The organism is Chryseotalea sp., from assembly GCF_057350905.1.
In genome coordinates, this window is sequence record NZ_JBMRCF010000012.1 from 177,807 (window position 1) to 191,551 (window position 13,745).

Annotated in this window: 12 protein-coding genes; 3 read left to right on the forward strand and 9 right to left on the reverse strand. The window is 41.3% G+C overall.

Going from position 1 to position 13,745, the window contains the following annotated elements; all coding sequences use genetic code 11:
* Positions 1–2: 2 nt before the first annotated feature.
* The 5 genes from ACO1XM_RS16125 to pckA form a co-directional block, all read right to left on the reverse strand.
* Positions 3–266, reverse strand: a complete 264-nt coding sequence (locus tag ACO1XM_RS16125) for an acyl-CoA-binding protein (protein WP_486230840.1) — start codon at positions 264–266, stop codon at positions 3–5.
* Positions 267–316: 50 nt separating this feature from the next.
* On the reverse strand, positions 317–1,603 hold the full coding sequence (locus ACO1XM_RS16130) for a citrate synthase (RefSeq protein ID WP_486230842.1): 1,287 nt from the start codon (positions 1,601–1,603) through the stop codon (positions 317–319).
* 61 nt (positions 1,604–1,664) lie between these two features.
* Entirely contained in the window at positions 1,665–2,483 is an 819-nt protein-coding gene (locus ACO1XM_RS16135; RefSeq protein ID WP_486230844.1) for a prohibitin family protein, read from the reverse strand.
* 85 nt (positions 2,484–2,568) lie between these two features.
* Positions 2,569–3,240 carry an SDR family NAD(P)-dependent oxidoreductase gene (locus tag ACO1XM_RS16140; protein ID WP_486230846.1) on the reverse strand — a complete coding sequence of 224 codons (672 nt, stop codon included), beginning with the start codon at positions 3,238–3,240 and terminating at the stop codon, positions 2,569–2,571.
* 128 nt (positions 3,241–3,368) lie between these two features.
* On the reverse strand, positions 3,369–4,982 hold the full coding sequence (pckA, locus tag ACO1XM_RS16145; RefSeq protein ID WP_486230848.1) for a phosphoenolpyruvate carboxykinase (ATP): 1,614 nt from the start codon (positions 4,980–4,982) through the stop codon (positions 3,369–3,371).
* A 219-nt stretch (positions 4,983–5,201) separates the two neighbouring features.
* On the opposite strand from pckA, the gene ACO1XM_RS16150 reads away from it, so the two are divergent.
* Positions 5,202–6,458 carry an MFS transporter gene (locus tag ACO1XM_RS16150; RefSeq protein ID WP_486230850.1) on the forward strand — a complete coding sequence of 419 codons (1,257 nt, stop codon included), beginning with the start codon at positions 5,202–5,204 and terminating at the stop codon, positions 6,456–6,458.
* 38 nt (positions 6,459–6,496) lie between these two features.
* Positions 6,497–8,539: an OPT family oligopeptide transporter gene (locus ACO1XM_RS16155; RefSeq protein WP_486230852.1), complete on the forward strand. Its 2,043-nt coding sequence runs from the start codon at positions 6,497–6,499 to the stop codon at positions 8,537–8,539.
* A gap of 66 nt (positions 8,540–8,605) precedes the next feature.
* Here ACO1XM_RS16155 and ACO1XM_RS16160 read toward each other — a convergent pair whose 3' ends face one another.
* The 4 genes from ACO1XM_RS16160 to ACO1XM_RS16175 all read right to left on the reverse strand — a co-directional run bounded on the left by ACO1XM_RS16160 (position 8,606) and on the right by ACO1XM_RS16175 (position 12,958).
* Positions 8,606–8,830, reverse strand: a complete 225-nt coding sequence (locus tag ACO1XM_RS16160; protein WP_127123649.1) for a hypothetical protein — start codon at positions 8,828–8,830, stop codon at positions 8,606–8,608.
* 78 nt (positions 8,831–8,908) lie between these two features.
* Positions 8,909–9,907: a beta-ketoacyl-ACP synthase III gene (locus tag ACO1XM_RS16165; RefSeq protein WP_486230855.1), complete on the reverse strand. Its 999-nt coding sequence runs from the start codon at positions 9,905–9,907 to the stop codon at positions 8,909–8,911.
* A gap of 78 nt (positions 9,908–9,985) precedes the next feature.
* Positions 9,986–12,445: a DUF5686 family protein gene (locus tag ACO1XM_RS16170; protein WP_486230857.1), complete on the reverse strand. Its 2,460-nt coding sequence runs from the start codon at positions 12,443–12,445 to the stop codon at positions 9,986–9,988.
* 96 nt (positions 12,446–12,541) lie between these two features.
* Positions 12,542–12,958, reverse strand: coding sequence for a hypothetical protein (locus tag ACO1XM_RS16175; RefSeq protein ID WP_486230859.1), 417 nt, complete (start codon positions 12,956–12,958; stop codon positions 12,542–12,544).
* A gap of 142 nt (positions 12,959–13,100) precedes the next feature.
* On the opposite strand from ACO1XM_RS16175, the gene ACO1XM_RS16180 reads away from it, so the two are divergent.
* Positions 13,101–13,517 carry a CBS domain-containing protein gene (locus ACO1XM_RS16180; protein WP_486230861.1) on the forward strand — a complete coding sequence of 139 codons (417 nt, stop codon included), beginning with the start codon at positions 13,101–13,103 and terminating at the stop codon, positions 13,515–13,517.
* The last annotated feature ends 228 nt before the right edge of the window (positions 13,518–13,745 follow it).

A 13,745-nucleotide genomic window follows, 5' to 3' on the forward strand; every position in this document is an offset into this window, starting at 1 on the left:
AGTTATGCGTATTGTTGGTACAGTTTATCCATGAGGGCAATGTATTCCTGCATGGCAACTTCTTTGGTTTTGCCTTTTAAATCTGCCCACGTATCGTATTTGGCAATCGCTTTAAAGTCGAAGCCTCCAGGTCTTTCTCCGGTTACATCGCCTTCACTACCTTGCTTGTATAAGGCATATAATTGCAAAAGTTCTTCATTGCTTGGGCGCTTTGTTAATTCCTTAGAGCGGGCAGCAGCAGCTTCAAATTGTTCTTGTAATTCCATAAAAAAAGGGCTGATAAATCAGCCCCTAAGTTAATATAATTTGTGTCTACTTATCGCTTTGTGATTTCTACGTAAGCCCGACTTTGCGTACCTACATAGACCTGACGCGGGCGACCAATAGGCTCCTTGTTTTCACGTAACTCTTTCCATTGAGCAATCCAGCCTGGCAGACGACCCATTGCAAACATAACAGTGAACATATCAACCGGAATGCCAAGGGCACGGTAAATGATACCGGAGTAGAAGTCAACATTAGGATAAAGCTTTCTTTCGATAAAGTAAGGATCGCGCAAAGCAATCTCTTCAAGCTTCATGGCAATTTCCAATACAGGATCATTGATGCCTAATTTGGCAAGGACATCGTCAGCAGCCTTTTTGATGATCTTGGCACGTGGATCGAAGTTCTTGTAAACACGGTGACCGAAGCCCATCAAACGGAAAGGATCGTTTTTATCTTTTGCTTTATTAATCCATTTTTCGATGTTACCACCGTCTTGCTTAATGGCTTCAAGCATCACAATTACTTCCTGATTCGCGCCACCATGTAAAGGTCCCCAAAGGGCATTAATACCAGCGGAAATTGAAGAATAGATGCTTGCTTTTGATGAACCCACAATACGCACAGTTGACGTTGAGCAGTTTTGCTCGTGGTCAGCGTGAAGAATGAGGAGTTTGTCTAAAGCATTGGCTACCACCGGATCTACTTCATAATGTTCTGCAGGAAGTGCATACATCATTTTTAAGAAGCGTGAGCAGTAGTCAAGTGAGTTGTCTGGGTAATTTACCGGATGCCCTACTGCATTTTTATATGACCAGGCTGCAAAGGTTGGCATTTTAGCTAGTGACCGCACAATGCTCAGGTAAACACCTTCAGCAGATCTGTTAGGATCGAGTGATTCTGGATAGAAGGCTGTTAATGAGCAAAATAATGAAGCCAACACGCCCATAGGGTGCGAAGTTGATGGGAAACCATCTAGTATTTTTTTATTGTCCTCGTGAACCAACGTGTGTTTAGTAATATCGCTGGTAAACTTGGTTAATTGTTCTTTGGTAGGGAGCTCACCAAAAATAAGCAGGTAGGATACTTCCAAAAAAGTTGATTTGGCAGCTAAGTCCTCAATGCTATAGCCACGGTAGCGGAGGATACCATTATCGCCATCCAAAAAAGTAATAGCGCTTTTGGTTGAGCCTGTATTTTTATAACCAATGTCGAGTGTGGTTAAGCCGGTTTTTTCCAGCAACTCACTTATGTCGATTGCGGTTTCTTTTTCTGTCCCTTCTATAATTGGCAATTCGTAAGTTTTGCCATCGTAAATCAGTTGTGCAGTTTTCGCCATGAGCTTCAGATTTTAACGGTTAAAGATAGAACCGATCATTTGTTTGAGAAAGCCGTTTAAATTAATTATTTCCTAAAATCAGGGGCATACCATCTTTACCTGATCCGACAACTATAATTTTGGAATTAGGCGATTTTGCCAGCTCTAAAGTGGCTTCAATACCACGCATTTTAAGCAGTTTATCCGTTAAGCTATTATTGATGATCAGGTTGGCGCGTGACTCACCCTCGGCCGCAATGCGTTTACGTTCTGCCTCACTTTTCTCTTTATCGAGGCGGAATTGGTAGGCAAGTGCCTCTTGTTGTTGCTGCAACTTGCTTTCAATAGCGGCTTTGATTTGCTCAGGTAAGTTAATGGAGCGAATTAATAAGGCTACCATGTGCACGTTGTTGGCAATCAGGATTTTTTCGCATTCTTCTTTAATGGTGGTTTCTACTTCAGCACGTTTGGTTGAGTAGATTTCCTCTGCCGTATAGCGACCCATCACCTGACGAACAGTAGACCTTACTTCGGGTGCTACCAGGATGTTTACATAATCTTTGTTGAATCGTTCGTGAATGAAACCAATTTTATCCGAAACCGGGCTGAAACGAACCGATACATCAACATGAATAGAAAGGCCACTTTTATCAAGTACATCCATGTTTTCATCTCTTGATTGTTCTCTTACGCTGTACACATAAACTTCATTCCATGGTGCCTTGGTATGAAAACCTGGGCCTTGGATATTTTCCTTGTCAAGCCCTGATCCGAACTTGTAAAAAAGAACGGCTCTTTCGCCAGCTTCAATGGTATAAAAAAGGCTTGATGAAATGCCTGCAATAATAAAAAGGGTAATTACCCCTAATACGATAAAGGGTACAAGTCTACGGTTGTTCATAGTTATTTTTTAATGAATAGGAAATTTAGCTTATAAATAGGGCTAATCAAATCATTTAAGCAAAGTGCTAATCTTTTTTTAATTACTAAGGTCTCAGGGTAGACAATCCACCATCAATACCAACGATTTGCCCAGATATCCATTTTGCCTTCGGGGATAAAAGGAAGGCTGCCAATGAGGCGATGTCTTCGGCTGTTCCGATCTGTTTGAGGGGGTGCCGCTCTGCAGAGGCTTTTTTCTTATCGTCATTGGCCAAAAGTTTTGCTGCCAATGGGGTATCCGTTAGAGACGGAGCAATGCAATTGACCCTGATTTTGGGTGCCAGTTCAGCCGCCAGTGATTTGGTAAGCCCTTCTAAAGCACCTTTTGCAGCTGAGACTGATGCGTGAAAGGGCATGCCTTGTGCAACAGCCACAGTACTAAAAAGCACGATGGCACTTTGCTCTGCGTTTTTAAGTTTAGGCAATACAGCCTGAATTACTTTTACTGCTCCGAGTACATTGATATTAAAGTCGTCACTAAAATCTTGTGCGGTGAGGCGATGAAAAGGTTTTAGGTTAATACTACCAGGGCAATAGGCGACTCCATCTAGTTGTTCGGGTAAGGCAGATGCATCAAAAGAATCGATCAGTGCATCAAACGCGATGTCGCCTGTGCGGGAAGCATTGATTACCTGATTTCCTTCCGCTTTGAGTTGGTTACTAAGCGCATGACCAATGCCTGAGCTTGCACCAATAATGAGATATGTTTTAGACATGTTTTACTAACAGTCAGTGCGGGTAATTGTTAGAAGACAATAACATTATTAACCTATTATTTGTCTAGTGCTGAAAATAAAAGAGCCTCGCATGTGCGAGGCTCTTAGGAATTCAAAGGCTATCAGGTTTACACAGATGCTTTCACGCGTGGTGCGCCTGCCATGATTTCCTCATTGGCAAACTCAGCAAACTTTTCAAAGTTCTTCATGAAAGCAGAAGCCAGGTAATTTGCTTTTTCATCGTAAGCATTTTTGTCTGACCAAGTGTTGCGTGGATTTAAAATCTCAGCAGGAACACCAGGGCAGCTTTGTGGCTTAGCAACACCAAATACTTCATGGTTTACATATTCCACTTTATCAAGCTCGCCATTGAGGGCTGCCGTGATTAAGGCTCTTGTGTACTTCAGGCTCATTCGCTTGCCTACACCATAAGCACCACCACTCCAGCCTGTGTTTACTAACCAAACGTTTACGTTTGTCTCGCGCATTTTACGGCTTAACATTTCTGCATATTTGGTTGGATGTAATGGCATGAACGGAGCACCAAAGCAAGCTGAGAAAGTCATGGTTGGCTCAGTTACGCCTGCCTCAGTTCCGGCCACTTTTGCGGTATAACCAGAAATGAAATGGAAAGCAGCCTGACCAGGCGTTAATTTTGAAATAGGAGGCAATACACCATAGGCATCGCAAGTAAGGAAAAATATATTTTTAGGATTTTTCCCTAAAGAAGGCACTGCGATGTTACTGATGTGATCGATCGGATAACTTACGCGGGTATTTTCAGTGCGCGAGCCATCTGCAAAATCAACTTCACTAGTTCCCTTTTTGTAAACGATGTTTTCAAGAATAGCACCGGGCTTAATAGCACGGAAAATATCTGGTTCTTTTTCTTCCGTCAGGTCGATACATTTTGCATAGCAGCCACCTTCAAAGTTGAAGATGGTATTATCTTCTGTCCAGCCGTGCTCATCATCACCAATTAGTTTACGGTTAGGGTCGGCCGATAAAGTAGTCTTACCAGTTCCGGATAAACCAAAGAAGAGGGCAGTATCACCAGCTGCGCCACTGTTTGCAGAGCAATGCATGGATAATACATTCTTCTGATGTGGCAATACAAAATTCAATACTGTGAAAATACCTTTCTTGATTTCACCGGTATATCCGCTGCCACCTACTAATATGATTTTTCTTTTGAAGTCGATAATAGAGAAGTTATGCTGACGGGTACCGTCAACTTCAGGGTTGGCGCGGAAACCAGGTGCGTTTAAGATTAACCACTCTGGTTCAAAAGATTTAAGTTCAGCTTCAGTAGGACGAAGGAACATGTTATATACAAACTGGTTAGACCAGGCATATTCATTTAATACACGTACCCTTAAAGCGTAGCGTGGATCAGCGCAGGCAATAGCATCGCGTACAAAAAATTCTTTACCATTAAAATATTGAATCATCTTACGATAGAGCGCATCAAACTTGGATGATTCGAAAGGGATGTTGAAGTTATTCCACCAAACACTGTTTTCTGTCAGTTCATCTTTTACGGTGAATTTATCTTTAGGGGAGCGCCCCGTGAACTCACCCGTATCAATGGCGATAGCACCGCTGCTCGCAATGGTACCTTGTCCTTTTGATACTGCAATTTTGGTTAGTTCAGCTGGAGATAAATTCCAATGCGCTGTTCCCTCAAAAATGCCCAAGTTCTTTAAGAATGAATTCTCCGGTTTTATTCCTATTTCTTGCATGGTGAATTTAGTTTTAAGGCTCCAAAGGTAAGAAAAATACAACTTCAAACGATTGCGGCAACGATATATAATCTTGAATGGGGGTTGCGAAAATCGTTTGTATGGCCTACTTTGCCCCGAATAAAAAATTTTGTTTGGTCAGGCATTTATAAGCTTATTGATTCAAGCATATAAGTTAGAAAAACAAAATTATTTTTTGACTAAAACTTAAACCGTTTCATGACCTTAAACCAACGTTTTCAGGAAGTCCGTAATGGATTTTCCTCTACTTTCTGGATTGCCAATGTTTTAGAACTCTTCGAACGCCTCGCTTTTTATGGCGCCAAGGCTATTTTGGCTTTTTACCTGGCCAAAAAAGTGGGTCTTGAAGATGAGGCTGGCGCCTTGGTGGGTACCTTCTTTACAGGCGTCATTTTCTTCCTGCCCATTTTTACGGGTGTATTAGTCGATAAATACGGCTTCAAGAAAACATTGATTGCTTGCTTTAGTGTATTTGCTATCGGCTACTTTTTAATTGCACTTGCCGGCATGGAATGGGGTAAGGATATTGTGGCATCAGTAGGTGCCAGGAATTATGTGATCGCTGTGTTGATGTTTACAGCAGCAGGTGGCTCGCTGATTAAACCTTGCATTGTTGGAACAGTAGCAAAAACAACCAACGAAAGTTCAAGAGCTTTGGGGTTTTCTATTTATTATTCTTTAGTGAACCTTGGAGGTGCCATTGCTCCCATAATCGCTTACTATATCCGTCAGGATTTAGGTATTGAGTATGTACTGGTTATGTCATCAGTCACTTCGGCCCTGTTACTTGTAGGCACAATGTTGTTTTTTAAAGAACCTGCTGTGGCAACCGGTGAAGGTGAACAACGTACCTTGGCTAAAGTATTTTCTGATATGATTATGGTGTTCGGCAATTTCCGATTCATCAGCTTCTTACTCATCTTTTCTGGTTTCTGGATTATCTTCTGGCAAATATTTTACCTGCTGCCATTCTATGCAACGGATGTACTCGGTTATGAGAAATTTGAATTTCTGGAGACAGTAGATGCTTTCTGTATTATTGTCTTCAGCCCTGTGTTGGCTGTACTCTTTAAAAAATGGAAAGCATTTACAGCCATGACCGTTGGTTTCTTATTAGCAAGTATCGCATGGATTATAGTAGGGGCCATACCTACTGTGCTTGCTGTGGTAATTGGTGTTGCAGTATTTGCTTTTGGTGAGGCGACACAAGCACCGAGATTTTATGAATATGTGAGCAATCTGGCACCTGCAAACCAAGTGGGTACTTACATGGGTTTTGCTTTTCTGCCAGTGGCGCTGGGTTCTATCGGGGCAGGCTATTTGGCTGACTGGTTGCGGATAAATTATATGGAAACCAACCCTGCAGCGATGTGGTATATTTTAAGTGCAGTGGGCTTTCTGTCCACGCTGTTAATGATCGTGTACGACAGAACCTTGGTAAAGAGAACAACTTAACATTTAAACTTTGAATTTCGAACTTTTAATGATGTGTAATGGCTTCTAAAATTTTTAAACCCTACATAGCCCCAGAGCAAAACATTGCAGAGTTTACCGTAAAGTCTGTCGTGTTTGGTTCGCTCTTTGGCATTCTCTTCGGGTGTTCTACCGTATACTTAGCATTGAAAGCAGGTCTTACGGTTTCGGCATCCATTCCCATCGCAGTAATCGCCATTACACTGGGGCGTAAATTTTTAAAGACAACGATTTTAGAAAACAACATTATTCAAACTACAGGTTCGGCTGGTGAGTCTATTGCTGCCGGTGTGGTGTTTACCTTGCCCGGCTTTTTATTTTTATCGCCAGGCGAAAATGGTGTAAGTGTTGGTGATAGTTATTTCAATTACCTGACCATTCTTATTCTTGCCGCCTTTGGTGGTGTGTTGGGTACCTTGATGATGATCCCTTTGAGAAGATCTCTCATCGTAAAAGAACATGATACCTTACCCTATCCTGAAGGTACAGCCTGTGCTTCTGTATTGCAGGCAGGTGAAAAGGGAGGTGTATTTGCCAAGACTGCATTTATCGGTATGGGTGTGGCGATGGGCTACGCCATTCTGCAAAAGGTATTTCATGTGATTGCAGAGGTGCCTACTTACATTACAACACAAGCCAATAAATTCTGGCCATCGGCAACGACCAATGCAGAGATTACACCAGAATACTTAGGTGTGGGTTATATCATCGGGCCGAAAATTGGTGGTGTACTGGTAGCAGGTTCTGTGTTGGCCTGGTGGGCCATTATTCCCTTGCTCTCTACTTTAGTGCCGATGGAGGTGGTAGCAGAACAATTAGTAACACTCGGTTATTTAACAGATATCAATACTGCAGGAGGTAAAGGCAGTTGGGATCCGGCTACTAAAACTTTTGCGAATCCTTCCAGTGCTTTGTACTTCGCTTACATTCGCCAGATTGGTGCCGGTGCTGTAGCGGCTGGTGGTTTTATTACGTTGATCAAAACTATACCGACCATTGTCAGCTCCTTCCGCGAAAGTGTAGCTTCCTTAAAAGAAAAAAGTGAAGCCAGTGTTTTGCGTACTGATCGTGACCTGTCTTTTAAAGTAGTGATTGTCGGCAGTGTGATTTTAGTAGGATTAATGACAGTGCTTCCGGGCATTCCGGGTGATGGTTTTCTGCAAAAATTGTTGATTGGTATTCTGATCATCATTTTTGGTTTCTTCTTTGTAACAGTAGCCAGCCGTATTGTTGGTTTAGTAGGTTCAAGTAACAGTCCTATTTCTGGTATGACCATCGCAACCTTAATGGGTACCTGCTTAATCTTTACGGCCATTGGCTGGAGTGGTAAAGTGTATGAGCCATTGGCTTTGGTAGTAGGCGGAATGATATGTATTGCTGCTGCTAACGCAGGAGCTACTTCACAAGACTTAAAGTCTGGCTATATCGTTGGTGCCACACCGCGTTTTCAACAGATCGCCTTGTTTATTGGTGCTATTGTTTCTTCTATTGCCATTGGCTTAGTGGTAAAAGTATTGGATACCCCAACGGCTGATATGGCTGCACAAGGCATTACACATGCCATTGGCAGTGAACGTTATCCTGCCCCTCAAGGTACCCTCATGGCCACGCTCGCTAAGGGTATTTTATCGTACAACCTCGACTGGCAGTTTGTAATGGTAGGTGTATTTATTGCCGTAATGATTGAGTTGTGCGGCATTAAGGCCCTGGCTTTTGCCATTGGTTTGTACTTACCCTTGTCTACAACACTTCCTATTTTTATTGGCGGTGCCATTAAAGGTGTGGTTGACTGGAGAAGTGAGAAGAAAGGAGAGGCTAAACAAGATGAAGATTTAGGCAGAGGCAGTTTATTTGCTACCGGCCTGATTGCCGGTGGTGCCCTGGCAGGTGTGATTGTGGCCTTACTTTCTGTAAACGATAATGTGTTTAAAGCGATGAAGGAAATCAGCGCTGAACATGGCTTAACAGAGCTGTTGGGCGCTAATGGTTATTCCATCCTGGGTGTACTTTTCTTTGCTGGTATGGCCACGATGCTTTATCGCCTGGCTATTAAGAAAGATTAGGTATTTATACGCTCAAAAAAAATCCCCTGTCTAATTATAAGGCAGGGGATTTTTTTATGGTAAAATTTAAAATTTATCAGGGATCTGAATAATGCGAACAACAATTTCGTGCGGATCGCCATCTTTATCTAACAAACTGAATTTAACCATGGGATTATCTTTCTTCAGTTGTGTTTCAACATTAATGATTTGATTGTCTAGCAAATGCTTCTGGATTTCCTTTTGCAGGATAAACAGGGCATTGGCAAAATCAACTTCCAGGGGGCTGGGATTATAAGTTGTGGTCTTCATTTTATTTAATTCAAAATATCAAATTCAACGTTTCAAATTCCCGGATTCTCACTTGAATCTTGAACTATAAATATTGAACTACCAGCGGATCAGCGCAGAGGCCCAGGTAAAGCCACTACCGAAAGCTGCGAGACAAAGTAAATCATTTTCCTTGATTTTACCTTCACCCCAGGCCTCACTCATGGCGATGGGTATAGAAGCTGCTGTTGTATTACCGTAACGCATGATGTTGTTATAAACCTGATCATCGCGTAAAGCAAGCTTCTCCTGAATATATTGACTGATGCGCAAATTGGCTTGGTGGGGTACCAGCAGATCTATCTGATCTTTGGTTAAGTTGTTGGCTGTCAGGGCCTCATTAATCACCTCCATAAAGCGAACCACGGCATGCTTGAAAACCTGGTTTCCGTTCATTACCACTTTAAAGTGGGTGGTATCCAAAATTTGTTCAGGCTGGCGTTCTTCACGGGGGCGACTGCTGCCGGGATCGCGCACATATAATTCTTCGGCAAAGCGGCCATCAGAATGTAAGTGGGTGGATAAAATACCTGGTTTATCCGAAGGCTGTAAAATAGCTGCACCGGCACCATCGGCAAAAATAACGGCCGTATTACGACCGCGTGTAGTCATGTCTATGGCAGTAGATTGCATTTCGGCACCAATGACTAAAATGGTCTTATACATACCACTTTTAATAAACTGGTCAGCTACAGAAAGCGCGTAAATAAAGCCCGAGCATGCATTGCGAATATCCAATGCTCCAATGCTCTCCAAGCCCAATTCTCGCTGCAGAAGCACGCCAGAGCCCGGGAAAAAGTAGTCGGGAGTAATAGTAGCAAACACAATAAAGTCAATGTCTTTTTCAGTCAGCTTAGCGCGCTCTAAGGCCATGTGGGTGGCTTTAGCGGCCATGTTGGCAACCGTATCTTTGGTAGGGTCAGCGTAACGTCTTTCTTTGATACCCGTCCTCTCTGTAATCCAGGCATCGTTGGTATCCATGATGGAAGAGAGATAATCATTAGTAATAACCGTTTCAGGTACATGATGACCCAGGCCGACAATTTTAGAGTAGCGCATACGATAAATTAAGTGCACCAAGTTAAGCAATTGTTAGTAATTGCTAATGACTGTTAGTTAGCACTGGTTTCCGGCTTATTAGAAACTGAAGGCTACATTAAGCCTGAAAACCAGGTTGTCTTTTTTAGTTGGTAATTGGTAAGCTCCATAGCGGTAAAAGGCAGACAGCCCTAATCCGAGGTAGCCTACATCAGCATAGTTAAAGCGAATGAGGTTATTGAGACCTGCACCAGATTCAAGGAAGCCTTTCTCCATGCTTTGTATGTTTGTTGTACCCAAATTATGAGTGAGGAATTGTTGTACTGAAAAAGAAGTGACTCCCATGTTGTGATATAGCATCAGTTCAGGTTTACTAAAACGCGTGTTGATGAAGAGGTTGCCAACATTGTGCTTAAGAAAAGCCGCTGCATAGAAGTTACCTGTAAATTCGTACAGGGACATGGTTTGGAAGTAGCCATCGGTTTCTATGCTACTGTCATTCTTTCCTCCAAAGCCTGTAAAGAGTTTATTGTAAGGAGCGAGACCATCCAGATAGTGCGTTTGCAGGATCAGATTGCTTTTACCAAGCTTTCTGATGTGCTTCACAAATTTTGCACTGAAGCTGATGCGATCGTAGGTGAAGAAGTTAGCATTAAATAGATTAATAGCTTTAGTATACGTTACTGAAACTATAGGGTATTTTGTGGAAAATGGAATTTTTTTACCGAGAAAGCTCAGGTTTTGCTCCTTGTGAAAGTAACGAAACGAAACACTGCTTTCTGCCAGTGTAAACGTATTGAGATTTTGTTCTGCATTTTCAAACTGGTAAATGTATTGGGGTGTTAAAATCTGATAGGCGAAAGAAGGTTGCAGATATAAGCCTGGGAAAATTTTATAGTGCAAGGCCAGAGAATAATTTTCTATTTTATCGAAACGCTCGCCTAGAAAATTTCTAAAAGTAGTACCTGCATTTTGAATAGGCAGGCTGATGTTATTACCGACTTCAAGCAAATCATTTTTATACGAGAGTCTCATTTTAAAATCGCTCCGCTCATGCAGCAATAATTCTATATCGCCACCATACTTAAATGTCTTGTCACGAATACCATAACCAACATAGCCACCAAACTTGATTTTTTTACTAAGCAATGAGCTTGTATGTAAACCAAGCCCCAGCCGGGCACCTTCATAGTCGTTAATGTTAATGAAGCGTGCGAGATCCATTTCAAAGAATCCTAGTGGAATGCTGCTCGTAGCCAGTGCGTCAAGCATTTTTTCCATGACGATAACACTTTTAAGTTCTTTCAATGTATCCAATACAGTGTACGTATTTCTTTCCAGTGAATCAAGTGGGTTTCCTCGGTATTGATTTACTACAGACTCGCTTTTTTCTTTTTCAATTTTCTCCAGTATTAGTTCGTTGCCTGAGAATTCATTTGCTTTTAAATCAGTGTTGATTTGTATATCACTTAAAAATGTTCGGTGGATAAGCCTCATACTTCTGCCATACATTTTCATTTCCGCAAAATCAAGGTCGGTGTTCAATTGTGCAGGAAACCATTGGTCACCAACTTTTTCATAATTCTGTTGTATTACAACCTTTGTTTTAGCTAAGGGATCGGCCGTAGAGGCGACTACATTTTTGATGGCCCAGCCATCTACTGATATAGATAAAAAGCCTTTAAGGCCATCAAAATTTCTATTTGTTCGGGGTGTAAATTCAATAATGTAAACAGTATCCTGCTGATGTAAGGTGGTGTCTGATAAGTGAAACTCGTAACTGCTGAAAGTACCCGAATTAATGGGATTCAGGTAATCCTTACCAAGTATGTTAAGGTAGCTTGCATAAAAAGAGAAAGGTTGAAAGTTAGTTGCCACATTGGCGAGCAAAGGACTGGAAAATCCTGAAACCTTTAAGCCGATTAACTTTTCTTCTGTGTGTCCCGGATTGAGTACTTTTTTATTTGTAACAGATTCTGACATAAAGAAATTCATGCGCCTCGACAGACTGTCGAAGGTGATTAACTCCTTTTGACTTTTTTCTAATGTACTGGTATCGCGTATGGCGATAAGTGCATTGATGGTTGAATCAGTTTTAGCATCTACTTCTGAAGGAGCAAATACTACTTTGTTGTAAGAGATGTATTGGTAATTGCGAAGTTTATCGGGGTTGTTTTTATCTCTGTTTTTGATCACCTTTCTAATCAAGGCGTGTGCAGGGTTTTCACCTGCTACAACCGTTACTTCCTGTAAAGTGAGTGATAAAGGCTTTAGTAAAATCAATGCATGACTTTTTTTAAAGTCGGGATAAGTAAATACCAATTTTTCGTAGGCAACATGACTGACGATAATTTCACCATTGTATTGTTCGGGAAGGCTAAGGGTGAACTGTCCCTCTATATCAGTACTGGTGCCTGAACGGCCATTATTATAAGAAATATTAGCAAACGCGATAGGGTCTCGTGTGCCTGTATCCAGAATCTGCCCTTTTAAAATAACTTGTGCCTCAAGCCTTAAGGCGTAAGTTACCAGGCAAACGAGTAATAGAAATCTAGTCACGTTATAATTTTGCAGGCATTAGTTAGCAATCTGCCTTAAAAATTACAAGCAATTTTTAGTTGATTGATTTCAGTGATAAATAAAGATTTGAAATGTTTAACGCAGGGCTTTTTCAATAAACTCGAATAATTCTTGTTTCAACGTGTTAAAACTCCGCCCAAAAGTGTATAGTTCTTCCATCAGCCCCTTATGCTCATGAAAATATTGCGTGTCTGACTCGTTTAGGGATTGCAGCATGTCGGCCAGTGCATTTTCATGTGTGCGTAATTTACGGGCAAGTTTATCAATGACTTCAACATTGTAATACATGATTAAACTTTGGAAGTGACCAATTTTTTGTTTGTCTTCCGGTGCAGTAAAAAAAGTAGACTTACTGCTTAGCAGTTTTTGAAAAAAATCAATTTCTTTTTTCCAAAATTCTGTAGCGGATAACCATTCGCGGCTTTGCTGGTGCATATCTAACAGGCTGGGCTGTAGTATGTATTTATTAGTGGTGGATAATACGGAGATCATGGCTTTGTTGTTTTGTTAGTATAAAACTAGTCAGCTTCCATGATTATTTGACTGATACAAATCAGTTGTTTTGATGATGCTTTTCAGCTTGGCGGGTAGATGGATTCGGTAGCTTCAAATGTAAGTTTTAACAATCACTCCTATGAAAAAGAAGGAACCTGTGAGTCATATCATGACTAGTCACGTTTATGCAGTACACCATGACGATACCTTAGCCAATGTGGTAGATATTTTTCGTAAACATAAAATTCGTCATTTACCGGTATTGAAAGGAAAGTCCATTGCAGGCATTATCAGCAGCACTGATATAGATCGTTTAACTTTTGGTGCGTTATTCGAGAGAGAAGACAGTACCGATCAGGCTATGCTGGAGATGTTGACCATTCCACATGTGATGACATCTAAATTGACGACTGTTTCCCCAGATACCTCTATCAAAGAAGTAGCAGAGATTTTCGCGTCAGCACATTTTCACGCCTTGCCGGTGGTGGAAGGAGAGAAGTTAAAGGGAATAGTTACGACAACCGATGTGATAAAGTATATGTTGGAGCAATATTGATTCGTTGATGAGTTGATGTGCTGATGAGTTTATGTGCTGATTCGTTGATATGTTAATTCGATGATGTACTTAAGTGTTAATTTGAAAATTTGGATATTTGAAAATTAGATTGTTTGATTAATATTATTTTTTTTAACCAACAACCAACAACCAACAACCAACAACCAACAACCAACAACCAACAACCAACAACCAACAACCAACAACCAACAACCAACAACCAACAAC

What these genes read in the sequence shown, in the direction of transcription:
- ACO1XM_RS16130 (WP_486230842.1), bottom strand. Translation starts at nt 1,603, where the DNA reads ATGGCGAAAACTGCACAACTGATTTACGATGGCAAAACTTACGAATTG.
- ACO1XM_RS16125 (WP_486230840.1), bottom strand. Translation starts at nt 266, where the DNA reads ATGGAATTACAAGAACAATTTGAAGCTGCTGCTGCCCGCTCTAAGGAA.
- ACO1XM_RS16180 (WP_486230861.1), top strand. Translation starts at nt 13,101, where the DNA reads ATGAAAAAGAAGGAACCTGTGAGTCATATCATGACTAGTCACGTTTAT.
- ACO1XM_RS16140 (WP_486230846.1), bottom strand. Translation starts at nt 3,240, where the DNA reads ATGTCTAAAACATATCTCATTATTGGTGCAAGCTCAGGCATTGGTCAT.
- ACO1XM_RS16150 (WP_486230850.1), top strand. Translation starts at nt 5,202, where the DNA reads ATGACCTTAAACCAACGTTTTCAGGAAGTCCGTAATGGATTTTCCTCT.
- ACO1XM_RS16155 (WP_486230852.1), top strand. Translation starts at nt 6,497, where the DNA reads ATGGCTTCTAAAATTTTTAAACCCTACATAGCCCCAGAGCAAAACATT.
- ACO1XM_RS16165 (WP_486230855.1), bottom strand. Translation starts at nt 9,907, where the DNA reads ATGCGCTACTCTAAAATTGTCGGCCTGGGTCATCATGTACCTGAAACG.
- pckA (WP_486230848.1), bottom strand. Translation starts at nt 4,982, where the DNA reads ATGCAAGAAATAGGAATAAAACCGGAGAATTCATTCTTAAAGAACTTG.
- ACO1XM_RS16160 (WP_127123649.1), bottom strand. Translation starts at nt 8,830, where the DNA reads ATGAAGACCACAACTTATAATCCCAGCCCCCTGGAAGTTGATTTTGCC.
- ACO1XM_RS16175 (WP_486230859.1), bottom strand. Translation starts at nt 12,958, where the DNA reads ATGATCTCCGTATTATCCACCACTAATAAATACATACTACAGCCCAGC.
- ACO1XM_RS16135 (WP_486230844.1), bottom strand. Translation starts at nt 2,483, where the DNA reads ATGAACAACCGTAGACTTGTACCCTTTATCGTATTAGGGGTAATTACC.